Origin of the sequence: Wukongibacter baidiensis, from assembly GCF_050888315.1 — a bacterium.
GTDB classification, from domain to species: domain Bacteria; phylum Bacillota; class Clostridia; order Peptostreptococcales; family Caminicellaceae; genus Wukongibacter; species Wukongibacter baidiensis.
The window spans coordinates 1,011,736-1,035,830 of sequence record NZ_CP138202.1 but is presented as its reverse complement, the minus strand read 5'-3'; the positions used below and the strand labels follow the sequence as shown (position 1 = coordinate 1,035,830).

Annotated in this window: 22 protein-coding genes and 1 riboswitch; of the genes, 15 read left to right on the top strand and 7 right to left on the bottom strand. The window is 35.2% G+C overall.

What is annotated here, in order from left to right; all coding sequences use genetic code 11:
• Positions 1-18: 18 nt before the first annotated feature.
• The 5 genes from R9X47_RS04980 to R9X47_RS04960 all read right to left on the bottom strand — a co-directional run bounded on the left by R9X47_RS04980 (position 19) and on the right by R9X47_RS04960 (position 3,511).
• A complete protein-coding gene (locus tag R9X47_RS04980) occupies positions 19-546 on the bottom strand; it encodes a DUF4489 domain-containing protein (protein ID WP_432665625.1) in 528 nt (175 codons plus the stop codon).
• A gap of 53 nt (positions 547-599) precedes the next feature.
• Positions 600-1,169 carry a DUF4489 domain-containing protein gene (locus R9X47_RS04975; RefSeq protein WP_432665624.1) on the bottom strand — a complete coding sequence of 190 codons (570 nt, stop codon included), beginning with the start codon at positions 1,167-1,169 and terminating at the stop codon, positions 600-602.
• A gap of 4 nt (positions 1,170-1,173) precedes the next feature.
• Positions 1,174-1,581 (bottom strand): ParB N-terminal domain-containing protein, encoded by a 408-nt coding sequence (locus tag R9X47_RS04970; RefSeq protein WP_432665623.1) that lies wholly within the window; start codon positions 1,579-1,581, stop codon positions 1,174-1,176.
• Between the two features lie 171 nt (positions 1,582-1,752).
• A complete protein-coding gene (locus R9X47_RS04965; RefSeq protein ID WP_432665622.1) occupies positions 1,753-2,292 on the bottom strand; it encodes a DUF4489 domain-containing protein in 540 nt (179 codons plus the stop codon).
• Between the two features lie 307 nt (positions 2,293-2,599).
• Positions 2,600-3,511: a LysR family transcriptional regulator gene (locus R9X47_RS04960; RefSeq protein WP_432665621.1), complete on the bottom strand. Its 912-nt coding sequence runs from the start codon at positions 3,509-3,511 to the stop codon at positions 2,600-2,602.
• Between the two features lie 138 nt (positions 3,512-3,649).
• Here R9X47_RS04960 and R9X47_RS04955 point away from each other — a divergent pair, with 138 nt between their 5' ends.
• The 6 genes from R9X47_RS04955 (at position 3,650) to R9X47_RS04930 (ending at position 10,837) form a co-directional block, all read left to right on the top strand.
• Positions 3,650-4,933 (top strand): aminotransferase class V-fold PLP-dependent enzyme, encoded by a 1,284-nt coding sequence (locus R9X47_RS04955; protein ID WP_432665620.1) that lies wholly within the window; start codon positions 3,650-3,652, stop codon positions 4,931-4,933.
• A 14-nt stretch (positions 4,934-4,947) separates the two neighbouring features.
• Positions 4,948-6,054: a M20/M25/M40 family metallo-hydrolase gene (locus tag R9X47_RS04950; RefSeq protein ID WP_432665619.1), complete on the top strand. Its 1,107-nt coding sequence runs from the start codon at positions 4,948-4,950 to the stop codon at positions 6,052-6,054.
• A 71-nt stretch (positions 6,055-6,125) separates the two neighbouring features.
• Positions 6,126-7,295: a M24 family metallopeptidase gene (locus tag R9X47_RS04945; RefSeq protein WP_432665618.1), complete on the top strand. Its 1,170-nt coding sequence runs from the start codon at positions 6,126-6,128 to the stop codon at positions 7,293-7,295.
• 91 nt (positions 7,296-7,386) lie between these two features.
• Positions 7,387-7,770, top strand: coding sequence for a Rid family detoxifying hydrolase (locus tag R9X47_RS04940; RefSeq protein ID WP_432665617.1), 384 nt, complete (start codon positions 7,387-7,389; stop codon positions 7,768-7,770).
• 498 nt (positions 7,771-8,268) lie between these two features.
• A complete protein-coding gene (locus R9X47_RS04935; RefSeq protein ID WP_432665616.1) occupies positions 8,269-9,729 on the top strand; it encodes a sodium/proline symporter in 1,461 nt (486 codons plus the stop codon).
• 136 nt (positions 9,730-9,865) lie between these two features.
• Complete coding sequence (locus R9X47_RS04930; RefSeq protein ID WP_432665615.1) at positions 9,866-10,837, top strand: MBL fold metallo-hydrolase; 972 nt, start codon at positions 9,866-9,868, stop codon at positions 10,835-10,837.
• A gap of 142 nt (positions 10,838-10,979) precedes the next feature.
• On the opposite strand, the gene R9X47_RS04925 is transcribed toward R9X47_RS04930, so the two are convergent.
• Positions 10,980-11,762 (bottom strand): DeoR/GlpR family DNA-binding transcription regulator, encoded by a 783-nt coding sequence (locus tag R9X47_RS04925; protein WP_432665614.1) that lies wholly within the window; start codon positions 11,760-11,762, stop codon positions 10,980-10,982.
• A gap of 226 nt (positions 11,763-11,988) precedes the next feature.
• Here R9X47_RS04925 and R9X47_RS04920 point away from each other — a divergent pair, with 226 nt between their 5' ends.
• The 6 genes from R9X47_RS04920 to R9X47_RS04895 all read left to right on the top strand — a co-directional run bounded on the left by R9X47_RS04920 (position 11,989) and on the right by R9X47_RS04895 (position 18,532).
• Positions 11,989-13,170, top strand: coding sequence for an MFS transporter (locus R9X47_RS04920; RefSeq protein WP_432665613.1), 1,182 nt, complete (start codon positions 11,989-11,991; stop codon positions 13,168-13,170).
• A 13-nt stretch (positions 13,171-13,183) separates the two neighbouring features.
• Complete coding sequence (locus R9X47_RS04915) at positions 13,184-14,062, top strand: PHP domain-containing protein (protein WP_432665612.1); 879 nt, start codon at positions 13,184-13,186, stop codon at positions 14,060-14,062.
• A 120-nt stretch (positions 14,063-14,182) separates the two neighbouring features.
• Positions 14,183-15,271: a sensor histidine kinase gene (locus tag R9X47_RS04910; RefSeq protein WP_432665611.1), complete on the top strand. Its 1,089-nt coding sequence runs from the start codon at positions 14,183-14,185 to the stop codon at positions 15,269-15,271.
• A gap of 225 nt (positions 15,272-15,496) precedes the next feature.
• Positions 15,497-16,393 carry a phosphogluconate dehydrogenase (NAD(+)-dependent, decarboxylating) gene (gene gnd / locus R9X47_RS04905; protein ID WP_432665610.1) on the top strand — a complete coding sequence of 299 codons (897 nt, stop codon included), beginning with the start codon at positions 15,497-15,499 and terminating at the stop codon, positions 16,391-16,393.
• Between the two features lie 23 nt (positions 16,394-16,416).
• On the top strand, positions 16,417-17,901 hold the full coding sequence (zwf, locus tag R9X47_RS04900) for a glucose-6-phosphate dehydrogenase (RefSeq protein ID WP_432665609.1): 1,485 nt from the start codon (positions 16,417-16,419) through the stop codon (positions 17,899-17,901).
• 4 nt (positions 17,902-17,905) lie between these two features.
• Positions 17,906-18,532: a cyclase family protein gene (locus R9X47_RS04895; RefSeq protein WP_432665608.1), complete on the top strand. Its 627-nt coding sequence runs from the start codon at positions 17,906-17,908 to the stop codon at positions 18,530-18,532.
• A gap of 85 nt (positions 18,533-18,617) precedes the next feature.
• Here the strand turns inward: R9X47_RS04895 and namA are convergent, their stop codons facing one another.
• Positions 18,618-19,658 (bottom strand): NADPH dehydrogenase NamA, encoded by a 1,041-nt coding sequence (gene namA, locus R9X47_RS04890; protein WP_432665607.1) that lies wholly within the window; start codon positions 19,656-19,658, stop codon positions 18,618-18,620.
• A gap of 280 nt (positions 19,659-19,938) precedes the next feature.
• Positions 19,939-20,041, top strand: a riboswitch (purine riboswitch).
• A gap of 218 nt (positions 20,042-20,259) precedes the next feature.
• Between namA and R9X47_RS04885 the strand changes: the two genes are divergently transcribed.
• Genes R9X47_RS04885 through R9X47_RS04875 form a run of 3 tightly spaced genes read left to right on the top strand, consistent with a single transcriptional unit; the run spans position 20,260 to position 23,799 of the window.
• Positions 20,260-21,051, top strand: coding sequence for an FAD binding domain-containing protein (locus R9X47_RS04885; protein WP_432665606.1), 792 nt, complete (start codon positions 20,260-20,262; stop codon positions 21,049-21,051).
• Positions 21,048-21,497 (top strand): (2Fe-2S)-binding protein, encoded by a 450-nt coding sequence (locus R9X47_RS04880; RefSeq protein WP_432665605.1) that lies wholly within the window; start codon positions 21,048-21,050, stop codon positions 21,495-21,497. The genes R9X47_RS04885 and R9X47_RS04880 overlap by 4 nt, the downstream gene beginning before the upstream one ends.
• A gap of 1 nt (position 21,498) precedes the next feature.
• A complete protein-coding gene (locus tag R9X47_RS04875; protein ID WP_432665604.1) occupies positions 21,499-23,799 on the top strand; it encodes a xanthine dehydrogenase family protein molybdopterin-binding subunit in 2,301 nt (766 codons plus the stop codon).
• Positions 23,800-24,095: the final 296 nt, after the last annotated feature.

Sequence of the window (24,095 nt, the reverse complement as noted above, 5' to 3'; positions counted from 1 at the left end):
TCACATAGAAACATCAAATTACACTGCTATAGCAACAATACTTCCATCAGAAACACGTGCTATAAGGATGTCATTTAAACTATCAGCAGTAACTCTAACGAAATATTGGCAGCAGCCAGGACAAGTTTGACATTCACAGAAGATAAAACTGAATGAATCGGTTGTGTTTAGCAAAAACTCAGCAACGGGTCCTGGAAGTATTTTCTCGTATACCCAAGTACCACATAACAGCTCCGGTCTATCATCGCAGACTTTAAATAACTCAAATTTCAGGCGAACTTCAACCCTACTAGTAGTGTCAATGTTTAAGGTTACAACTGAAGAAAACTCAATTTTAACTTTAGGGTCACAAATACACGTGGTATCTAAAGTTACACAAGCTGCTGTAAAACTTTGATCCGGCCTGGAGAATGTCTTGGAACCGCTAGAGGGGCTGCATTCAAATAATATATCTTTAGGTATGGGATGCTTTGGTTCGCATTTCATACAGTCTTTTTCTTTATCATTTTTACAATCGCACTTTACTTTTTTTATAGCTGATGACATAATGGAACTCCTCTCATTTAAAGATTATTTATAATACAAAGGATTACTATAGATTAACACTCTGAGGCAAATACACCCATTCTACCATTACTAACGGTTGCAGTAACATTGTTTTGCATAGTCACTGTATCTATACTTATAGCATCTGCGGTAACTCTAACAAAATATTCACAACATCCCGGAAAAGCATTGCATTCACAGAAAACAAAGGTAAAGGAATCACTTAAAATAAATGGGGTGCCTATGTTTCCAGTTTCAGCAAAAAATCTTTCGTACATATGAGTATCACAAATTAATTCCTGTCTATTGTCGCAGATTTTGACTAATTCGAATTTTAAGCGGGTTACAAGTGGAGGCGTGCTTCCAATAACAGCATCGAAAGTAACTATACTAGAAAACTCGACTTTAATATTCGGCTTGCGCAGACATGTTGTATCTATTGATGTAGAAGATACTACAGAGCTCTGTCCTGCACTAGTAAAAGTTATAGAGCTACCAGGGATTCCACATTCAAAGAGTATTTTTTTTGGTAGCGAGTGTTTAGGTTGGCACTTTGCGCAATCTTGTTCTTTTTTACTGTCTTTTTTAATATCACATTTCTCTTTACTTATATAGGTAGACATAAAATCATATCCTTTCTTTCAATTCAAAGGTTATCTTGTAATAATCTAAAATTTCTTTAGGAACATTTTTTCCATTACGATACGCCTCTAAGACTAAATCTCTATGACTTTTTCTATAATGGATTTTGGCGAATATACTTTTTTCACCCCTAGCTATTGCTGATTTTAATCTTCTGTGTCCGTTAATAAGCCTAAACATCCCATCTTTATTAATCATTACATCGATAGGTGGGGCCTGGGTTGATAGGTCTTTATATATAGGTTTTTTTAGCACTAAAAATTCTTTTGTTCTCGTTATTTTTTCTATCGATATTAGAGTTAATTCAACACAAATATCCATACCATATTTAATTGGAATAATATAGTGCTTCCCTATCAAATGACTTGCATCCTGTTTTTCTTGATATGACATAACTATTTCTCTATTGTTAAGTAATTCAGCTCTATTAGTTTCCCAAATCTTTTTAATAGGTAAATACACTCCTTTTCATAAAAATTTGTTGAAAATGGATTGAAAAATTAATGGTTTTCACAAAAATCATATAAAAGAACTATACAGTTATAGCAATAATGCCATCACATATTAGCAGCCAGAGGCAAATATGCTCATTCTACCATTACTAACAGTTGCCGTAACATTGTTTTCCATAGTTAGTATATTTGTGCTTATAACATCGGCAGTAACCCTTACAAAATAATTACAACATCCTGGACAAGTGCTGCATTCGCAGAAAACGAAGGCGAATGAATCAGTTAATGTAAACGGAATATTTATTGGGTTATTATCAAAAAATAATTTTTCGTACATATGAGTAGCACAAGATATTTCTTGTCCATTTTCGCATACTTTAACTAGTTCAAACTGTAAACGTGTCTCAAAGGGAGAGACTATGCCATCAACTATATTAAAAGTAACCATATTAGAAAACTCAACAGTAACCTTTGGACTACACAGACATGCTGTATCTATTGCGACAGAAGAAGCTATAAAGCTTTGACCTTCAGTAGTAAAAGTCATGGAACCACCGGGATTTCCGCATTCAAAGAGTACTTTTTTAGGTAGTGGATGTTTAGGTTCGCATATTACACAATCGCAATCATTGTCATTTACATATTTAGACATGAAATCATATCCTTTCTCTTTAATTAAACAAATTTACTTCTATTTTTTTCAGTACATATTATGCAAGGACTAAACTATGTGTTAAGCATAAATCATGTTTAAATTTACACCATAAAGACTTTGACTTGACTATAATTTCATACTATATGCTATAAAAAGAACTAGTAAAAAATAAAGGGTCACAGGCTCAATAAATTGACAAACTAAAATTAGAATGTCAACTAGTCAAACCTGTAACCCTTTTGAATTTGAAACTAGCGCAAATCCACTGTATTTATATATGGAGGAAGTATCTTGCTTAGAAAATCTATTCAATCAAATCTATATAATCTATGTCACTCAAAAAATCATGTAGATAATTTTCAAAAACTCTAATAGTATTTACACGACTAGCCTTAGGATATCTATTAGTTACCTTATAGGTAATTCTATCCGGTGGTGGATCTTCTATCTCAAAGAACTGCAGCCTTTCATTACTTTCCCAGATACTTTTGATAGAAGAGGGTATTACACTCCAAATCTTTTCACATTCTAGAAAGTCTGGTATTAGTTGAGGTATGTCTACATAGACATAGGGCTTAATAGATGGGCTATACCAGTAGTTGTGCCATAGAAGATATTGTGAATCCCACTCTAAAAAAACTTCATATTGAGGGTCAAGCTCTGAAGGATGGAAGGACTTTTTGTCCTTATATTCATCATGTTTTAAGCGGACAATATATAACCTCTCACTAAACATTGGCTCTACAATGATATTTTTGTAGGAAAATTGCTCTGAAACAAATCCTATATCGATTTTCCGCATATTTAATAAGTCATATATTTCATCGGACCAGTTATTTCTCACAACAAGACTGAAGGATTTATCTTTACTACCATTAGATATCTGTTTGTAGAAGCTTGGGAATAGATGCATATTGAGACTGCTCATACAGGATAAAACTAGATGTAGTTTAGACTGAGTTTGTTTTAAATCTAGAGCTTCATGATATATAGACATCCAACGCTCTGCTATAGGCAGAAATTCTTCTCCCTTGAGAGTCATTTCTATATTTCTATGACCTTTTCTACGATTGATCAAAGTAACTCCTAAATTATCCTCTAATGATTGAAGTCTTTGACTAGTTGCTGATTGAGATATGTGTATTATCTCTGAGGCTTTACTAATGCTCTGAGTCCTGACTATTGCAAGGAAAGCTTCGACTTCATAATAATTCATAGATACCTCCCGCTATATAATATAAGTAATACTTATATTATATAGTAAATATATTAGCTTTTCGAGTATTATATTTTTTGATAATATATTATTAAATACTACGCGGGTATTAATTTAGATGAATTGGAGAGGGTTATAGTGACTAGAAAATATGAAAAAGGTGAATTCTTCTCGGATGAATTACAAGAGCAGATTAAATCTAAATTTTTCTATTTAGATAACGACCCAAGACATAAAGGGCGTAGATTATTCTTTGATAATGGCGGTGGAGCACTTAGACTTAAGAGTACAGTAGAGGCTTTCAAAAGGATGGATTCTTTCCCAGATTGCTCAGAAAGGGGAGATATATCGGCATCATATTTAGATGAGATTTGTAGAAAAGGCATGGAAGACATAAGAATTATATTTAATGCTAAAAGTGGAAGTATTTTGACAGAGATTTCAGCATCTCAGGTAATATTTAAAATGACAGGAGCGGTTATTGAGAATGTACCCGGTACAAATGTAGTTGTTACGGCTGGCGATCATCCTTCAGCCTATGACGCAGCCGTATATTATGCGAAGAAAACTGGTAAAGAGTTAAGAGTAGCAAAGACCAATCCAGCTACTGGGGGAAGTGATGTAGAAGATATAGTGAAACTCATAGATAAGGATACCTGCTTGTTATCGTTTATATATGCTTCTAATACATCCGGCGCAATACTAGATGCAAAAGCAATAGTAGAAGCAGCTAGAAAGGTAAAGCCAGACTTATATGTATTATTAGATGCGGTACAGTTTGCACCCCACGGGGTTATGGATGTAGAGGACCTACAGGTGGATGGGATTAACTTTGCACCATATAAATTCTTCTCAAATAGAGGTTTAGGTATAGGATGTGTATCCGATAGATTGTCAACCCTGCCTCACCACAGATTAGAAGCAGTAAGTGAGGATTGCTGGGCAGTAGGAAGTCCTGCACCAGGTCAGTTCGCTGCAGTTACGGAGATTGTCAATTATGTTACTTGGATAGGAAGCCAGTATATAGATAGTGATGATAGACGTGAGCTGTTTGTAGAGGGAATGTCGAGGATTAAGCTGCAAGAACGTGCCCTTATGAACCGTATGCTCAATGGTACTAGTGAAATTGCAGGACTCAGAGGTATACCAGGAGTAACAGTTTACCTTGATGTAGAAGATCTAACTACTAAAGAGTTCCTAGTAGGTATGGGATTTGACAACATGACCATTGAAGAATCTGCTAGGGAATTAGAGAAGGTAGGAATAGTTACATATCCTCGTACAGATGACTCTAGATTCTCCAAGCGTATGTTAGAATCATTTGGTATTACAGGGCTAGTAAGAGTCACACCTTTACATTGCCATACCAGAGAAGATATGGATGACTTTTTAACCGAAGTAGCTAAGATAGCAAATCGTTAAAGGGAGAGAGGCTTATGCAAAAAGAGAGACTGATTCAGAGCTTTATGGATATGGTACAGATCGATAGTCTACCACTTAATGAAAAAGAATTTGCAGAATATGTAATCAAGCTAATTGAAGAGCTTGGGTTCGAGATAACCGTAGATGATGCGGGTAAGAAATGCGGTGGTAATGTAGGTAATGTGTACGGATTTCTTAAGGGAGTAGATAGCAAAAAGTCGGTTTGCTTCTGTGCACATCTCGATACTGTTACACCGGGAGAGGGAATCAAGCCCATAAGAAAAGATGGTAAAATATTTACCGATGGAACCACGATCCTTGCTGGAGATGACAAGAGTGGTATATCTGCAATAATAGAGGGGATTAGAACAATACTAGAAGATGACACCCCGCATGGAGATATAGAAGTACTATTTACTATAGGTGAAGAAAAGGCACTTCTTGGTTCAAAAAATATAGATATTAATATGATTAAGTCAGAGATGATTTATGTTCTAGACAGCGATGGCTCTGTAGGGGGAATAATAGCATATGGGCCTACTCAAACAGTTGCAGAATATACGGTATTCGGTAAGGCCGCCCATGCTGGAGTTGAGCCAGAAAGAGGTATCAGTGCAATACAGGTGGCAGCAGAGGCGATATCTAACATGAAATTACTTCGTATAGATGAAGAAACTACTGCAAATGTAGGTTATATAAATGCAGGTGGCCCCAATCATATTGTATGTGACAAGGCAGTGTTTACTTCAGAGGTGAGAAGTTTAAAGGAAGAGAAAATGAAGGCACAGGTAAAGCATATGTGTGATTGTGTTGCAGAAGCCGCAGCTAAATATAATACAACCTGCGAGATAAAAACATCTATCAACTATCCGGCCTTTCATTTAGATGAAGACTCTACCATACTCAAGGTAGCTAGTGAAGCAGTAAAAAATCTAGATGTGCCACTTGTGATAAAGGGTACAGGAGCAGGAAGTGATTGCAATATATTTAATGGCATGGGTGTAGACACAGTAATACTTGCCTGTGGAATCACTAATCCTCATTCTACAGAGGAGAGTATACTTGAAGAAGAACTTTGCAAAGCTGCAAAACTTGTTGAGGAAATAATTAAGGTTGTCTAGTAAGAAAAACTAAGTTATTCAATCCCTAAGCTAAGGGATCAAAATATATAAAAATATTAGGAGGTAAAGTTATGATACCAAGGTACCCCGATTTTTCAAAGGAAGAATTTCAAGGCAGATGGAGTAGAGCACAAGAATTAATGAAGAGAGAAGGCATTGATGGTTTACTTGTTACAGAGAGACTTAATTACATGTACTTCACAGGACACAACTCTGTACAAAATCGTATAGATAAAATAAGACCATATGTATTTATATTGCCTCAAGAGGGTGAGGGTGTGCTTATTACTATGCCTTTTGAAGTAGAGCAAGTATATGATACTTCTTGGGTGCAAGAAATAAAGGAAGCTGGTCTTATCAATCATGCTGATTTAATAGCTGAAACCCTTAGGGAAAAGGGACTTGATGGTAAGGTTATAGGCTGTGAACTTGGTAGAGAACAATATCTAGGATTAAACTATCTAACCTTTAATGAAATAATGGATCAAATGTCTGATTCTAAATTTGTAGATGCTTCTAAGGTTTTCCTTGAACTTAGATCTATTAAGTCACCTAAGGAGATTGAGTATATTAAAACCGCAGCAAGTATCGCAGCACAAGCTGAAATGGAGACCTTTGCAGAAGTAAAATTAGGTATGAGTGAAATAGAAATAAGTAATATTCTTAGAAGAAAAATAGCTGAAAAGGGCGGAGAAAATGTTACGTTCCTATTAGTTGCCATAGGTGAAGGACCTACTGGTGGAAGTGTGCTTGTACCTACTCCACAGGTTGTAAAAGAAGGGGTAACATTATGTCTAGATGTTGGTGTAGAGTATCGTGGACTTAGTTGTGATATATGTCGTACGGCATTTGTAGGGGCGCCACCGGAAGAAGCGGCAGATTTCTATAGATGGATGATGAAGCTGCGTTATGAATGTGACGATATGCTAGTTGCAGGTAATACTCCTGCTATGATAATAGATCATGTAAATGCTGAGGTAAAGGCAAGAGGACTTAAGCTTCTAGGCGTAGGTCGTGTAGGTCATGGTGTTGGATATGAAACTACAGAATATCCTTCTTTAGCAGCCGTTGAAGATATAGTATTTAAGCCTGGAATGACGTTTGCATGTAATCCAAACTTTGTAGAGAAGCCATATGGAATGTTTAACTGTGAGGATAACTGGGCTATTTCGGAATCTGGCAAGCCTGAGTTATTATCAGTTCCAAGGGCACCTAAGGAAATTACAGTAATCAACGTATAGAGGAATTATAAAATATTGTTATGGTTAAGAGGCACGTACTCTTAAATGTCTCTTAACTATACTTATATAACTAATGAAAGGGGAGGCGTATATGAGTAAAGTAGTAACTTGTGACAAAATTCCAGAGGCAGTAGGACCATATTCTGTAGCAAAATGGGCAGGAGATTTACTTTTTATATCTGGACAAATAGGAATGACTCGAGGCAGTAAAGGGTTGGTAGATGGCGGAACAGTAGCGCAAGCAGAACAAACACTAAGAAATCTAGAAGAAATTCTTAGTGAGGTAAATCTTAAGTGGGACGATGTAGTAAAGGTGAATATTTACCTTTCGGACATATCGGATTACACTGAAGTAAACAATATTTACAGTAGGTTTTTAAATAATTGTGAGGCAATGCCTGCAAGGGTATGTTATGAGGTTGCTAAGCTGCCTTTAGGGGCTAAGGTTGAGATAGAAGCAATCGCACAAAGATAAGCCTAGTCTTAGTTTTCCTTGGAACTCTCTATAATATATTTTCCATTTCTTTATAAAGACATATTGATACTACGTATAAAATCTCAGTTGCTGAGGAGATCAAGCATTTTAACTTTTCATGATCTCCCTATCTTTTACTTATGACTCTATAGACTCTAAATAACCAAATGAATTGTGTACTAATCTTACTATGACAGATCTATCTAGAAAAGCTCTATTCAATAAAGCATTTAAAAATCGTTTCCGATAGCTCTAATAGCATATATTGACCTGATTTGATCTAATATATACCACTGAGAAATCGAAAAACTTTTCCAGCATATAAAGACAAATATTCTTCCTATTAAGTGATTATTTTCAGAGGTATATATACATGAAACTCTTCTATAAAAGAATATGTTATTATATATTTATGCTCTTAATCAAAATCATTATATCATTTCTAAAAGCTGTTTAATAAAATGCAAATTTATACAACTTAAGAAAGGAGAATTTTGAATGAATAATAATACTATAATGCTAGCTACTATTATAATTTATCTTGGGGGAATGCTCAGCATTGGAATTTATTACTCTAGAAAGAATACAAAGCAGGAAGACTTTCTATTAGGTGGTAGAAAAATTCCTGGATGGGCCCTTGCATTATCAGAACGTGCAACTGGAGAATCTGTATGGATGGTGCTTGCTGCAAGTGGATTCGTCTATGCAAAAGGAGTTTCTTCAATAATTCTAGTTATTGCATCGATTTTGGGACCTAGTATAGGTTGGTCTTTCCTCTCTAAGCATATGATGAAAGTAAGTATTGAGAACGATGCTCTAACAGTGCCTGCAGTACTTTCAAACAAATTTAGTGAAAATGCTAAAACGATTCGATTCCTATGCGGTGTGTTATTCTCAGCTATGTTAACATTTTATATCGCAGCTCAGTTTTCAGGAGCTGGCAAGACTCTAATGAAAATCTTTGGTGTAGATCCTATTAAAGCTATGATCTTAGTTGCAGTTTTTACCATTATATATGCTTTCTTAGGTGGTTTCTTCGCTGTTGTATGGACCGATGTTGTCCAAGCGCTTCTAATGGTATGTCTATTTATAGGACTTCCAATAGTTGCTTTCATCAAGGTTCAGGCTGGTGGATTGAGCGTATCTCAAGCACTAGCTGATGCGGGACCGGCCTATAATACGATTACACAGGGTGCATCTGGATTTCCTATTTTCTTGATAATTATTGCGAATTTCTCATTCATCCTATCTGCCTTAGGGCGACCAGAGTTACATTCTAGATATATGGCTGTTCGAAATGAAAAGGAGCAAAAAACCGCAAGAAATATAGCTATTGGTTGGTCTCTATTTGCTTACATGGGTGTCTTTGCAATAGGTATTTTAGGTATTGTTTTGTATGGACCTGGAACAATTACAGATCGTGAACTACTTGTTCCTCAAATGCTAACTGACCTATTGCCACCATGGTTAGCTGGAGTAATGCTTGCAGCTATTCTAGCGGCAATGATGTCAACGGCAGATTCCTTACTTCTTGTAGTTACTTCTTCTGTATCAGAAGATATTGTTCATGCTGCACTTGGTAAGAAATTAACTGAGAAGCAACTGGTAAAACTATCTAGATTAGTTGTAATCGGTAGTGGTCTCCTTGGCCTTGTTCTAGGTATGACAGCAAATGCACTTGTATTTACAATTATTAACTGGTACACTGCAGGCGTGGCATGTTCCTTTGCGGCTATTATCCTGTTGACGCTTTTCTGGAAAAAATTATCAGGAAAGGCTATTGTTCCAATGATAATTTGTGGATTTGCTACCACGGTTATTTGGATGAGCACTGGTCTTGAAAAGGTTATAACTAGTAGATTTGTTGTTTTCGCTCTTAATATAGTAGTTGGTATAGTTATAAGTCTTATTTTCGCAAAAAAAAATGATAAAATAAATGAAACTCAAGCCATAGATTAAGATAGTAGTTGAAACTAACTTAAAAAGGTATGATTAAAGTATAAAAAAACTGATCATACCTTTTTATAGTATAGATTAGAACCAAGAAAATAGTTATGATAATGTATAGAGACAACTAAAAGAAGGGTAGATTTTTATGAAGAATGTTTTTGAAGAAGTAAGCTTACGAGACGTCGATTCATTACGTGTAACTAGTATCGTAGATAATAATGCCGATAGAAGCTTTGCTAAAGAAAAGAAAAACTCAATTGCTCGTCGATATAGTTTTCCAAAGGAAGCCTATGATGGAGTACTGCCAATTGCAGAGCATGGTTTTTCAATGATGATTGAAACGAAATCTGGAAAAGATGAGGCATGTATTCTTATTGATGCAGGAGTTACTCTAGGTGGTTTTGTAAATAATATTAAGGCTTTGAAAATAGATCCTAATAAGATAGAGACTGTAGTTATAACCCATGGACATGCAGACCATTTTTTAGGTTTGCCAGCACTATCAAAAAAATTCAATCTAAAAGGCATCAAAGTAGTAGCACATCCTGCGGCATTTTATGAACGTAAATTTTCTGAATCACAGGATGGACCCTTTACTATGCTTAAAACCCTAGTGAAAAGTGATTTAGAAGAGTTGGGTTTTAAAGTAGAATCAAATGAAAACCCTATAGTCTTAGGCAATGGAATGATTATAGCTTCAGGAGCAGTGCCAAGAGATCCTAAGTACGATAATACATTACCATTTCATTATAGGAAATCTTTAGGTGGGTGGCAGCCTGATCCAGATGTAATTGACGATCAGTTTGTTGTAGTAAATGTTAGAGGGGCAGGATTAGTAATAATAACGGGATGTGGACATTCAGGAATAATCAATATTATACGGCATGCACAAAAATTGACCGGTGAGAAAAGAATACTAGCGGTCATCGGAGGATTGCATTTGTATCAAAATCCCGATAGCTCAATAATATATAAAGAATTAGAAAATATTAATCCCAAATATATCGTTCCAACTCACTGTACTGGATGGCGGGATATCCATTCAATCGCAAGGATTTTCCCAGAAGAATTTATTCAAAACTCAGTTGGGACTGTGTATTCTTTTTCGAGTTTATAACTGACCTGATAAGAGACTGCTTCTTACCTTGAGGCTGAACTCATAGGAGATTTTTATGAGATAGAATCTATAAATCTATGGAAGATTAGATTTATTATAGATAACAATAAAAAAGGAAATGAGTCTAGGATTTACTTTAGACTCATTTCTTTTTTACACGTAAAATTTCTATATCCGAATTGGTATAGCTTTCAAATCTTGAAATAACTTCATCCGACAGTTTTGAGTCGGAGATAATTGCATAATCCGAGGATAGGGGAGCGATCTGCATAAGCGATTCCTTTAAAAACTTTGAATGATCAGCAAGTATATAGGTTTCTTTTGAAGATTTAATAATAGCTTTATCAATATGTGCTTCAAGTATAAATTCTGTACAAATCCCAGCTTCCATCGAAATGGAACAGGGAGACAAAAAGGCTTTATCCACATGTAGAGTTTGGATAAATGATAGTGTTTCAGTACTATAGGTATTGGAAGATTTATGATCAATCATCCCTCCGATCATAAATGTATTTAAGTTACCTTTGCAGCTATTAAGTTGATATGCAATATCAATGGAATTAGTGAAGATAGTTAAATCCTTGAATTGGCATAGATGCGGAATCATAGCAGCTGAAGTCGATGAGCCCTTGATTAGTATGGTATCACCTTCTTCAATAAATGTGGAAGCAAATTGGCCAATTTCCTCTTTTTCTAATTCATAGATTGTTTTCCTATCAGAATAACTAAGGGCTTCACTGCTCTCCTCAAGGGAAATAGCTCCACCATGGGTACGTTTCAATAATCCTTTTTTTTCAAGAATTCTTAAATCTCTTCGAATCGAGTCCAAGGAGACGTCAAATAAAGAGCTTAATTCAGAAACCTCAACCCTTTTCTGTTCCGATAATAACTGCATAATTCTATTATGACGCTCTTCTATAAACATAAAAATACCAAATCCTTCATTAATGTAAATATTTGTTTTTATATTATATAAGTATATCAATTATTAAAATCTCAGTAAAGTAAAATTCATGAAAGTTCACGAAAATTAATGAATGTTAACGAATAATATTGCATATACCTATTCTATGTGGTAATATAAACTTGAATTCAAGAAAATATTAACATATCTAAATAAATATGAACAAACATGAAAGGGGGATGGAGAAATGAAAGGGAAAATTAGAAAGCTACAAAGAATGTACTTTTTCTTTGATGCTGTACTTGTAGTTTTTGCAGGGTTTACAGTCCCATATTTGAAAAAACTTGGATTAAGTAATAGTCAAGTTGGTTTTTACATGTCAATTATGATGTTAAACGGTATTCTAGGTCAATTTACTACAGGATACATATGCGATTTAAAGAAGACCATTAAAAAGGTGTTTCTTATTCTCACTCTTATGCTTTCCATAGCCGTATCTCTAATATATAGAATAGAAGTAGTGGAAATAAAATTGATAATATTACCGATTATAGGTTTTATACAGTCTAGTATGATGTCCTTAATAGACAGTTGGGTATTAGAATCTCATGATGAGGTTAAGAAAAGTTACGGTTTAGTCAGAGCCTTTGGTTCTTTGGGTTGGGGTCTTTCAGCAATAATTATTGGAAGGTGCATAGATCAATTTGGTTGGGAGAGCTTAATTACAATTCATTTGATTTTATCAGCTATATTTATATGGATGATTATAAGGGTTGATGATGTTAAAAAGGCCGTTAATACTGATGAAAATAAAGTGAGCTTAAAGCATGTCAAGATTATGCTATCCAATGGAAGATATGTGACTGTGGTTACTATCTTTCTATTATTGTTTATGGCAATGCAGGCCTACTCAATGTTTGTCCCGATATTGATTGAGAAGTATGGTGGAGACAAAGGCGATATAGGTTTATTTTTCATGATTGCTGCCTTTAGCGAAATACCAATGTTTCTCTACTCAAAAAGATTGTTGGAAAGACTAAAGGCTTCACAGCTTTTGATTATATGCTGCTTTATTTTTATCATTAAGATGTTAATTACAGCATTTACTCGACATGTTAGCATGCTAGTCTTCATAGGTCTATTTCAAATGTTTACATATACCCTCGCAACTTTTACTGCCAAGCGGCTGATTGACGATGTGAGTCCTGAGAACTTAAAAACATCAGCTCAAACCATTGCTATGGGGATATATTTAGGCGTAAGTGGTTTCGTAACTTACAATTTATCAGGAAACTTGGCAGACCATCTTGGAATCCAGAATACCTTAATAATTCAAGGTGGATTGTGTTTAGCTGCACTTCTTATGAGTATTTACTATAATAGACGATTTTACGTTGAAAAGTCTGTTGATAATAAAAGAGCGATATAAAAGGAGGGCAATTATGAACAAGATTGATTTACACATTCATTCTAGTTATAGTGATGATGGAGAATTCACCCCGTATGAAATATTGCAGCTCAGTAAAAAAAGAGGTATGAAGACAATAGCTATAACGGACCATAATAGCGTACAAGGGGTAGTGGAAGCTGTTGAATATAGTGAAGGTCTAGACATCGATGTGATTCCAGGTATTGAAATTGATTGCACATACAATGGTGTTAATTTGCATTTGCTAGGGTATTACATTGACTATACCTTAAAAGATTTTGAGGAACTAAATAGGAGTATATTTAGAAAATCAATGGATGCTTTTCCTAGAATGATTACTAATTTGAAAAAAATCGGTGTTGAGGTTGAAGAAGAAGAGGTTCTTAGGAAAGCTAAAGGAAAAGTCCCCTCAGGAGAGCTTATTGGAGAAGTAATTCTTAGCAAGGGAAACAGTAAAAATAATCGAATATTAAAACCATATTTAAAGGGTGGAAAGCGGAGCGATATGCCATATCTAAACTTCTATTGGGATTTCTTTGCTCAAGGTAAAATCGCCCATGTTCCAATTCAATATATAAGCTTAGAGGAAGCAATTGATCTCATTAAGAGAAGTGGAGGAGTACCAGTAATAGCTCATCCAGGTATGAACTTAAAAGGTAATATAGAAATGCTTAAATATATTATTAAGGAAGGTGTTGAAGGAATAGAAATCTTTAATAATTACCATACTGAAGACCAGATTGATCATTTATATAAAAAAGCTAAGGAGCATGGACTTTTAATAACATGTGGAAGTGATTTTCATGGAAAAAACAAACCTGGTATTGAGATTGGTATGCATAACTGCGTAATTGACGGGATTCAGCTAATTGATGCTTTCAAGAAATGCTAAGATCTTTTATCTTACATTCCTATTTATTGTGATATAAACTTAAATAATGTATAATGAAGCTAACTGTGGAATTTACTATTGCAAATGAAAACGGAGAAAGATTAGGGGAGGCACCTGGTTATGACAAAAAATACGAGCACCATAAAATCATTCTTTTCAAATTATTGTTCCCCAAAGCAAATGAATGGCAAAGAAAAAATATTTCCTTTAAAAATAGTAGTTAGTTACATTTTTATATCCCAATTATGGATAATGACTTCGGATAAAATTTTATTATTAACAATTGATGATATATCTCTTCTGAATAAGATACAAACTTTCAAGGGGAGTTTTTTTATAATTATGACATCCATATTCATTTATAACCTTTGTAGTATTTTATCATCTACAAAGAGCTCGGAGGAAAAAGCCATTTGGCGAAATAAAGCTCAAGCGCAATTTCTTGCAAACCTATCCCATGATCTGAAGACGCCCTTAAATTTGATATTTACTTCTATACAACTGGTTGAATTACATTGGCGTAATACATTTCAATACCCAAATAAGTATATAAAGATTATGAGACAGAACTCTTATAGGCTTATAAAATTAGTCAATAATATTACTGATATTACAAAATTTGATTCTGGTTTTTCTGATATAAGATTAAAAGACTATAATATTGTTAGAATTGTTGAAGATGTTTCACTATCCATTGTTGATTATATAGAGCATAAAGGTATCAAATTCCTATTTGATACGGAGATAGAAGAAAAAATTATAGCCTGTGACCCTGATAAAATAGAAAGAATTATGTTAAACCTTCTTTCTAATGCAGTAAAATTTACTAAAGAAGGCGGAATGATATCAGTTAATATCTATGAGCGATTAGAAAATATTGTTATTTCTGTAAGAGATACAGGAAGAGGAATACCTGAGGAAAAGCAAAAAACAATTTTTAACCGATTCATGCAAATAAATGATTTTGATGTACAAGAACACGAAGGAAGTGGTATAGGTTTATCCGTGGTAAAATCATTAGTAGAAATGCATAAAGGCGATATTGCCTGTGTAAGCGAACTTGGAAAGGGAAGTGATTTTATAATAAAACTTCCGGTTTCAAGTATATCTAAGGAAAACTGCGTTAGTGATGAAGTCGCTGATAAGAAAATCAATGACTTTGCAGAAAAAATTAATATTGAGTTCTCAGATATATATTTTGATAATTAAGTACTCAAATAAAAAATACGGTGAAAAGATATAGAGCTATAACCTTAGCAAATTGGAATTAGAAAGTCAATTTGCATGGGCTATGGCTCTTTTTGTATTCAAAACTACTGTAAACAAACATGCTTGTATGTGAAGTGATTATCGGAAATTATATGTTTAATTCTATTAATATTATGTAATAAATATAGTATGGGAGTATTATTTATCTAGGAGGGAGTGACATTTATGGAAATAGGAATAATCGGTCTGGGAAAAATGGGATATAATTTAGCATTAAATATGAAGGAACATAACCATCAGGTCCTAGTTTTTAACAGAACCCAAGAAAAAACCAAACAAGCGGAAAAAGAGGGATTAATAGGAGTATACAGTCTTGAAGAAATGGTTGAAGAGTTAAAGTCACCTAGGATTATTTGGCTAATGATACCGGCGGGTAAAGCAGTAGATGAGATAGTAGAAAGATTGATTCCTCTATTAGATAAAGAAGATATTATTATAGACGGTGGAAACTCAAACTACAAAGATACCTTAAGAAGATATGAGAGCCTTAAGGAAAAGGAAATTAGATTTGTTGATATTGGAACTAGCGGTGGAATGGAAGGTGCGAGAAATGGTGCTTGTATGATGATAGGAGCCGAAGATGATGTATTTGAGATCATTGAACCTATAATTAAGGATATCTGTGTAGAAAAGGGATATTTACATACTGGAAAAAACGGCTCGGGTCATTATGTGAAGATGATTCATAATGGCATTGAATATGCAATGCTTCAAGCCATAGGAGAGGGTTTTGAGATCTTAGAGAAGAGCCAATTTGACCTTAATTATAAGGAGATAGCAAGGGTATGGAGCCATGGATCAGTTATACGAGGTTGGCTTATGGAGTTAATGGAAAGAGCATTTATGTCGGACCCACAGCTTGATTCTATAAAGGGTGTAGTAAACTCCTCGGGAGAGGGACTTTGGACTGTTGAAGAAGCCCTAGAACTTAAGGTTCCTGCCCAAACTATTACTAGCTCATTATTTATTAGATATAGGTCCCAGCAGGAAGATACCTTTGCTGGTAAAGTAGTGTCGGCCTTAAGAAATGAATTTGGAGGACATAGTGTAGAAAAAAAGTAGCAGAGTTAAGGTAGGTGATATAAATGGATGTAGGTTTTGATTTATCTTGTATAATGGTTATATTCGGGGGGACTGGAGACTTAGCTCATAGAAAATTGCTTCCAGCTATTTATAATCTAAAGCATGAAAAAATGCTTCCAGAAGACTCTGCAATTGTTGCAATAGGGAGGCAGAGCAAAACAAATGATGGATATAGGGAAGAAATATATAATTCAATAAAACAGTTTTCGAGATTTGATATAGACATTGAAGTATGGAATAGTCTGAAAGACAGAATCTACTATAGGAAAATGGATTTTCTAAAAGCAGAGACCTACCAAGAATTAAATGAATACTTAAATGAAATTGATGAGAAACACAAGGCAAAGGGTAAAAGAATGTATTATATGGCCGTTGCACCAGAGTACTTTGAACCGATTGCGGAAAATATAAGTAGTTTTTGCATGATTGAAGAAACCGATAGTTGGAGTAGAGTAGTTATAGAGAAGCCCTTTGGAAGAGATTTAACTTCGGCTAAGTACTTAAACGATAAAATTGTTAGTGTATTTAAAGAAGAAAATGTCTATAGGATTGATCACTATCTAGGAAAGGAAATGCTGCAAAATATCATGGTAATACGTTTTGCAAATATGTTATTTGAGCCCCTGTGGAATAATAAATATATTGATCATATCCAAATGTCCTCTAGTGAAACCGTAGGAGTGGAAAATAGAGGAGGATACTATGAAAAAGCAGGAGCGATGAGGGATATGGTCCAGAGTCATATGCTCCAATTACTGAGCCTCATTGCAATGGAACCGCCTAATGATTTAGAAGCAAAATCCATAAGAGATGAAAAAGTAAAAGTATTAAGAGCCCTTAGAAAAATCGAGCCTGAGGCAATAAAAGGTAATGTAATTAGAGGGCAGTATGGGCCTAAGGGGTCGGGGGATGAGAGGATATTAAGCTATAGGGAAGAAAAAAAAGTGTCGCCGGATTCAAATACTGAAACCTTTGTAGCACTTAAGGTAGATGTAGAAAATCTGAGATGGAGCGGTGTACCTTTCTATATAAGAACAGGAAAAAGAATGAAAAAGAAATCGACTGAGATAATTGTACAGTTTAAACCTATGCACAATATATTATATTTTGAAGAAAAGGAAGTTCTACCGAATATGTTAGTAATAAAGATACAGCCTACCGAAGGGATATTTCTTCAATTCAATGCCAAGGAGCCTGGGAGCCATAGGAACATTATTCCCGTTCAAATGGATTTTTGCCAAAATTGTCAAGTTGGTATTAATTCTCCAGAGGCCTACGAGAGACTTCTATTTGATGTACTGAGGGGAGATGCTACTCTCTTTACTAGATGGGATGAAGTTGAATATGCATGGAAATTTGTAGACCAGACATTAGGTTTATGGGATGATACCGATACTGTACTTTCAAACTATGAACCGGGAAGCTGGGGACCCAAGGAATCTGATATGCTTCTAGAAAAGGATAATAGAAATTGGATAAACCCATAGGGAGGTGAGTGAATTGAAGATATATGATGTCTCGATGGAGATTTCTGAGGATATGATAGTATATAAAAATAAGCAAGAGAAGAAACCAAAACTAACGGTGGCTAAGGATTATTCAGCGTCAGACTCCTATGAATCTATCATAGCTATGGGAATGCATACAGGAACCCATATAGATGCTCCGCTTCATATGCTAGAGGGAGGAGAAACAATAGATAGTATAGCCTTAGAGAACCTTATAAGAAGCTGTAAAGTATTAGATCTTACTTATGTAGTGGATAAGATAACTAAGGAAGTATTAGAAGAAAGGGAAATCCTAAAAGGAGATTTTATTTTGTTTAAGACAAAAAACTCCTTTGCAAAAGAATTTGATTTTCAATTTATCTACTTAGAAAAAAGTGGGGCAGAGTATTTGAAAGACATAGGAGTTACAGGGGTTGGTATTGATGCTCTTGGAATAGAGAGAGATCAGCCTAGTCACGAGACCCATAAAATATTGTTAGGTCATGGTATTATAATTATTGAAGGCTTAAAATTAAATAAAGTAGAAGAGGGGGAGTATACTCTCTATGCGCCACCACTAAAAATTCGAAATGTTGAAGCTGCACCGGCAAGAGTTATATTAATAGATTAAAAAGTTAAGCTGAAATATCCCGGGGCTAAACTCATAAGAAAGCTTTATGAGTTTAGCCCCTTTTACTACAAATCAATATAAATATTTAAAAGCCATTTTTTCTTACTACCTTACTTCTTTCATACTGAATAGGCCATTTAACGTCAGATTGTGATTTTCTTGAAGCCTGTAAAGGCCAATAAGGATTTCTAAGGAGCTCTCTTCCAAGGTATACCAAATCAGATCTATCACTCGTAATAATTTCCTCAGCCATTTCAGAGTTAGTAATTAGCCCTCCTCCAATAACAGGAAGACAAACAGTTTCCCTAATGATTTCAGCCATTTTAATTTGATAACCTGGATAAGTCTCTATTTTAGCCGGCACTACACCACCTGAGCTTACATCTATGACATCTATTCCTTGAGCCTTAACCAAGTTTAAAATCATAGCTAGGTCCTCGGGGTGATTACCGTCTTCGTGATATTCTTCAGCGGAAATTCTGAGAAATATAGGTTTTTCATTAGGCCATACCTTTCTAACTTCTGAGATAAGCTTTTTCAAAAATTTAGCTCTATTTGGTAAGCTGCCTCCATATTCATCATCTCTCCTATTTGTAAGAGGAGATAGAAACTGACCAATTAAATAGCCGTGGGCTCCATGAAGCTCAATGGCATCAAAACCGGCTTTATCAGCTCTAATAGCACCCTCTACAAATGAGCTTATTACATCGTTAATATCATCCTTGCTCATTTCCCTCGGTGTCATATATTCCTCATTAAAAGCTATAGGGCTAGGTCCTATAATTTCTTCAGATGATACTTCACATTTTCTTCCTGCATGACCTAATTGTATACCGATTTTAGACCCGTGTTTTTTACATTCCTTTACTATTCTTTTTAAACCCTCTATGTGGTTATCAGACCAAATTCCTAAATCCTTATTGGTTATTCTACCACGACTTTCAACGGCAGTTGATTCTAAAAGTATAAGACCCACTCCACCAACAGCTCGTGTCACGTAGTGAATATAGTGCCATTCATTTGCCTTTCCATCACTTTCAGCACTATCCATACACATAGGAGCCATTACAATTCGATTTTTTAATTCCATATCTTTAATTTGTATATTAGAAAATAATTTTGACATTTATGTCTTCCTTTCCTATAGATTTTACATATTTATATAATATTCTTTACCCTTAAACGTAGTAATAATAACTAATATGAAATAAAAGTAATAAATAGATATAAAAATTGTAATGAATTGGATGTTTTCTAGTATTACGAATTATATATTTGTGATATATGCATATTGTTTACAATAATACGAACAATAATAGATTTATGTGCATGAAAATACAAGAAATCTATTGAAATCTGTTATGTTATGTGTTATATTTGTTTTGTGTTAAAAAAGTTTTAAAATAGAAAAAGAATGATAATTCTCTCGTATAATCCTAGAAATATGGTCTGGGAGTCTCTACTGGATAACCGTAAATTATCCTCCTATGGTGAGAAGATATTGGATTTTTTGATATTAATATATAAAACATTCATTAAATCTAGAGGTCTCTCATGGGTGCCTCTAGATTTTTTTGTGCTCAATTGACGATATCGAAGCTTAAGAAAATGATATAAGTCAATGAAAATGATAGAACTAGAAGAAAAGGTCATAAAATCTATGACCTTTTATGTATTTGATATGGTAAAACCATATATTGGAACTTATTATTTGAGGGGGAATACAAGTGCTAACCATACAGGATTATTTACTACCTGAAACTTTAGAGGAAGCATATAGGGCCTTAATAGAAAAAAGAAACAATAAAATCCTAGGTGGCTGTGGATTTTTAAGAATGGGGTCACAAAAAATCGGAACCGCAATTGATTTATCTAATCTTAATTTAAATTCTATTTGGGAAGGTGAAGACACAATAGAAATAGGAGCTATGACCACTTTCCGTCAAGTAGAGACAAGTTCTGTGTTGAAAAGACATTTTGATGGTATATTATCAAAATCCGTAGGTCATATAGTAGGTGTACAGCTTAGAAACATTGTTACTGTGGGAGCAACAGTATACTCTAGGTACGGATTTTCGGATTTCCTTACAGCACTTCTATCTCTTGAAGCTGAGGTTGTGCTTTATAATGGTGGACAGGTTTTGCTGGAAGAGTTTTTTAAAAATGGTTCGGAGAAAGATATTCTGATTAAAATCATTATTCGAAAGACAAACAGAAAGGCAGCATTTCAGATGATTAGAAACTCAAAGAGTGACTATGCCATCTTAAACGTAGCTGTTTCAAAGCTAGATGAGGATTGGAGAATAGTAGTAGGAGCTAGACCTCAGAGAGCTAAAATTGCAAAGGAAGCATCCTATTATTTATCTGAGAGCAATGAAGCGATGGAAGAGATTGAACGTGCTGCCATGATAGCAGTAAATGAATTGACTTTTGGCAGTAATATGAGGGGTAGCGAAGAATATCGTAGATCTATCTGTAAAGTCCTTATAAAAAGAGCAATAATGGAGGTCTTATCATGAAAATCAACGTTACAATAAATAATCAGCCAATGGAACTAGAGGCATCATACGATGAATTTTTAGCGGATACATTGAGAAAATATGGATTTTTAAGTGTTAAAAAGGGTTGCGATACAGGCTCCTGTGGATTATGTACAGTGTGGTTAGATAGTAAACCCGTGCTCTCCTGTTCAACTCTTTCCGTGAGAGCAAATGGAAAAGATATCACAACTATAGAAGGTGTTCAAGAAGAGGCTAGTGAATTTGCATATTTTTTAGTTAATGAAGGTGCAGAGCAGTGTGGATTTTGCAGTCCAGGATTTATAATGACTGTATTAGCGCTAAAGAGAGAAATTGAGAATCCCACTGAAGAGGATATTATCCACTACCTAACGGGAAATCTTTGTAGATGCACAGGTTACCTTGGACAATTAAGGGCAGTGAAAAAGTATTTGGGGGTAGAGTAAAATGAGGTATGTAAGTAAGCCAATCTCAAAAATTGACGGTATGGATATTGCAACGGGAAAGCCTGTCTATACAGACGATTTATATGATCATCATGCTTTGACGGTAAAAATATTAAGAAGCCCCCATGCCTTCGCTAGAATAAAGTCTATTGACGTTGAAAAAGCCGAGAAGGTTAATGGTGTTGAATGTGTACTAACCTATAAAGATGTACCTAATATACGATTTACCACTGCTGGTCAATCATATCCTGAACCATCACCCTATGATCGACTAATTCTAGATGAATATGTTAGGTACGTAGGAGATGAAGTTGCCATTATAGCAGCAAAGGATGAAAGGACTGCTCTAAAGGCTATGGGGCTTATTGAGGTGGAGTATGAGGTTTTAGAGCCGGTATTAGACTTTACAAAGGCAATAGGACACTCATCAGTAGTCCATCCTGAAGATGACCTTCATATTAACTTTGATATAGGAATGAATAAGGACAGAAACATTGCTGCTTTGTATAGGATTGAAGTAGAAGATGTTGAAAAGGAATTTGAAAAAAGTGATGTAGTGGTTGAAGAGACCTACTATACACAGGGGCAGGCCCATGCCATGATGGAAACCTATCGTGCATTTACATATATAGATCAGTATGGGAGATTGTCTGTTGTGAGCTCAACACAAATTCCATTCCATGTACGAAGAATTTTGGCTAAAGCTCTTGAAATTCCAAGAAGTAAGGTTAGAGTAGTTAAGCCTAGAATTGGTGGAGGCTTTGGAGGTAAACAGTCTGCGGCTGTAGAAATTTTTCCAGCTATAGTCTCTATGAAAACCGGAAAGCCAGCAAAAATTATTTACGATAGAAAAGAAACTTTTAGCTGTACAACCAACCGTCATGCCATGGAGATAAAAGTAAGAATAGGTTCAGATAAAGACGGTAATATAAATGCGATTGATATCAATGCCTTAGCTGATACGGGAGCATATGGTGAGCATGCTTCAACGGTGTTTATGCTTGTAGGACATAAAACCCTACCACTATATAATAAAGCAAAAGCAGTTAGATATACTGGAAAGGCAGTATATACAAACAAGATGACAGCTGGAGCATTGAGAGGATATGGTGCGACTCAAGGAGGATTTGCTGTCGAGTCTACAATAAACATTTTGGCAGAGAGACTAAATATGGACCCATCATTGCTTAGGGAGAAAAACTTAATTAGAGAAGGGGATGCAAATCCTGTATTAGATGGATCGAAGGAAGGGGCTCCTGTTGTACTAAAGAGTTCTACTCTAGATAGATGTATTGAAAGAGGAAAGGAACTCATTGGATGGGAGGAAAAATACCCTAGAAAAGTCATCAGTGATTCAAAGGTTAGAGGTGTAGGGATGGCGATAACAATGCAAGGGTCGGGGATTGCTGGCATAGATACAGCTTCGGCAGTAATCAAATTAAACGATGATGGATTCTATAGCTTGTTAGTAGGTGCCACAGATATGGGAACGGGATCCGATACTATTCTAGCTCAAATGGCAGCTGAAGTTCTAGAAACTTCAATGGAGAAAATTATAGTAAACTCAGCAGATACAGATATTTCTCCCTATGATACAGGGTCATACGCTTCAAGTACAACTTATGTTACGGGGAATGCAGTAATTAAGGCTGCCGAAGATATTAAGGGACAGATTGTGGAATATGGTGCAAAACTGTTAGATACACCGAAAGAGAATGTCATATTTGATGGAGAATCTGTAAAAAACATAAATGAAGAACGCTCTATATCACTTGATGAAATTGCCCTTCGCTTAATATCAGGAGGAGGAAAGGCTCAGCTTATTGGGAATGGATTTTTTGGTGGTGACACAAGTCCTCCGCCATTTATTGCAGGCTTTGCAGAGGTAGAAGTAGATAGGGAAACAGGGGAGATAGATTTGATCGACTACGTAGCCGTTGTGGACTGTGGAACGGTTATAAATACAAACCTTGCTAGAATTCAAGTAGAAGGTGGATTGGTACAGGGTATTGGGATGGCAATGTATGAGGACGTAATATATAGTGATAGAGGAAAGATGGAGACTAATACTTTTATGCAGTATAAAATCCCTTGTAGAAAAGATATAGGAAACATGAGGGTAGAGTTTGAATCCAGTTATGAACCAACGGGACCATTTGGAGCAAAATCTATAGGTGAGGTTGTAATCAATACTCCACCTCCAGCAATTGCCCATGCTGTTTATAATGCTGTAGGGGCGTATGTAAAAAGTTTGCCGATTACACCGGAGAAAGTTTTCAAAGGTATTAATATGGAATTGTAGTATTAAATTGCTAAGGGGCTGTACTCATAAGAAACTTTTATGAGACAGCCTCGCTTTGTATTTTACAGCTATATATCAATACATTGATGGCCTTGTAAATAGACGTGTATATATGATAAAATCATCTTGCAAGTCTATTTATCAATATGAATTCAAGTTGATAGGAGGATTATGTATGAAATATAAGATACAGCTTACTGCGGAATTAGGCTCCGTGCAAAGACTGCATGAAAAAAGAACAAGGTCTTGTTCGGAGCCGGATTTTATTAGATTAAGTTAGGCTAAACCCGTATTAC

Coding starts and splice junctions, on each gene's coding strand:
- R9X47_RS04980 (WP_432665625.1), bottom strand. CDS start 546: ATGTCATCAGCTATAAAAAAAGTAAAGTGCGATTGTAAAAATGATAAA.
- R9X47_RS04975 (WP_432665624.1), bottom strand. CDS start 1,169: ATGTCTACCTATATAAGTAAAGAGAAATGTGATATTAAAAAAGACAGT.
- R9X47_RS04970 (WP_432665623.1), bottom strand. CDS start 1,581: ATGTCATATCAAGAAAAACAGGATGCAAGTCATTTGATAGGGAAGCAC.
- R9X47_RS04965 (WP_432665622.1), bottom strand. CDS start 2,292: ATGTCTAAATATGTAAATGACAATGATTGCGATTGTGTAATATGCGAA.
- R9X47_RS04960 (WP_432665621.1), bottom strand. CDS start 3,511: ATGAATTATTATGAAGTCGAAGCTTTCCTTGCAATAGTCAGGACTCAG.
- R9X47_RS04950 (WP_432665619.1), top strand. CDS start 4,948: ATGCAAAAAGAGAGACTGATTCAGAGCTTTATGGATATGGTACAGATC.
- R9X47_RS04945 (WP_432665618.1), top strand. CDS start 6,126: ATGATACCAAGGTACCCCGATTTTTCAAAGGAAGAATTTCAAGGCAGA.
- R9X47_RS04940 (WP_432665617.1), top strand. CDS start 7,387: ATGAGTAAAGTAGTAACTTGTGACAAAATTCCAGAGGCAGTAGGACCA.
- R9X47_RS04935 (WP_432665616.1), top strand. CDS start 8,269: ATGAATAATAATACTATAATGCTAGCTACTATTATAATTTATCTTGGG.
- R9X47_RS04930 (WP_432665615.1), top strand. CDS start 9,866: ATGAAGAATGTTTTTGAAGAAGTAAGCTTACGAGACGTCGATTCATTA.
- R9X47_RS04925 (WP_432665614.1), bottom strand. CDS start 11,762: ATGTTTATAGAAGAGCGTCATAATAGAATTATGCAGTTATTATCGGAA.
- R9X47_RS04920 (WP_432665613.1), top strand. CDS start 11,989: ATGAAAGGGAAAATTAGAAAGCTACAAAGAATGTACTTTTTCTTTGAT.
- R9X47_RS04915 (WP_432665612.1), top strand. CDS start 13,184: ATGAACAAGATTGATTTACACATTCATTCTAGTTATAGTGATGATGGA.
- R9X47_RS04910 (WP_432665611.1), top strand. CDS start 14,183: ATGACAAAAAATACGAGCACCATAAAATCATTCTTTTCAAATTATTGT.
- gnd (WP_432665610.1), top strand. CDS start 15,497: ATGGAAATAGGAATAATCGGTCTGGGAAAAATGGGATATAATTTAGCA.
- zwf (WP_432665609.1), top strand. CDS start 16,417: ATGGATGTAGGTTTTGATTTATCTTGTATAATGGTTATATTCGGGGGG.
- namA (WP_432665607.1), bottom strand. CDS start 19,658: ATGTCAAAATTATTTTCTAATATACAAATTAAAGATATGGAATTAAAA.
- R9X47_RS04880 (WP_432665605.1), top strand. CDS start 21,048: ATGAAAATCAACGTTACAATAAATAATCAGCCAATGGAACTAGAGGCA.
- R9X47_RS04875 (WP_432665604.1), top strand. CDS start 21,499: ATGAGGTATGTAAGTAAGCCAATCTCAAAAATTGACGGTATGGATATT.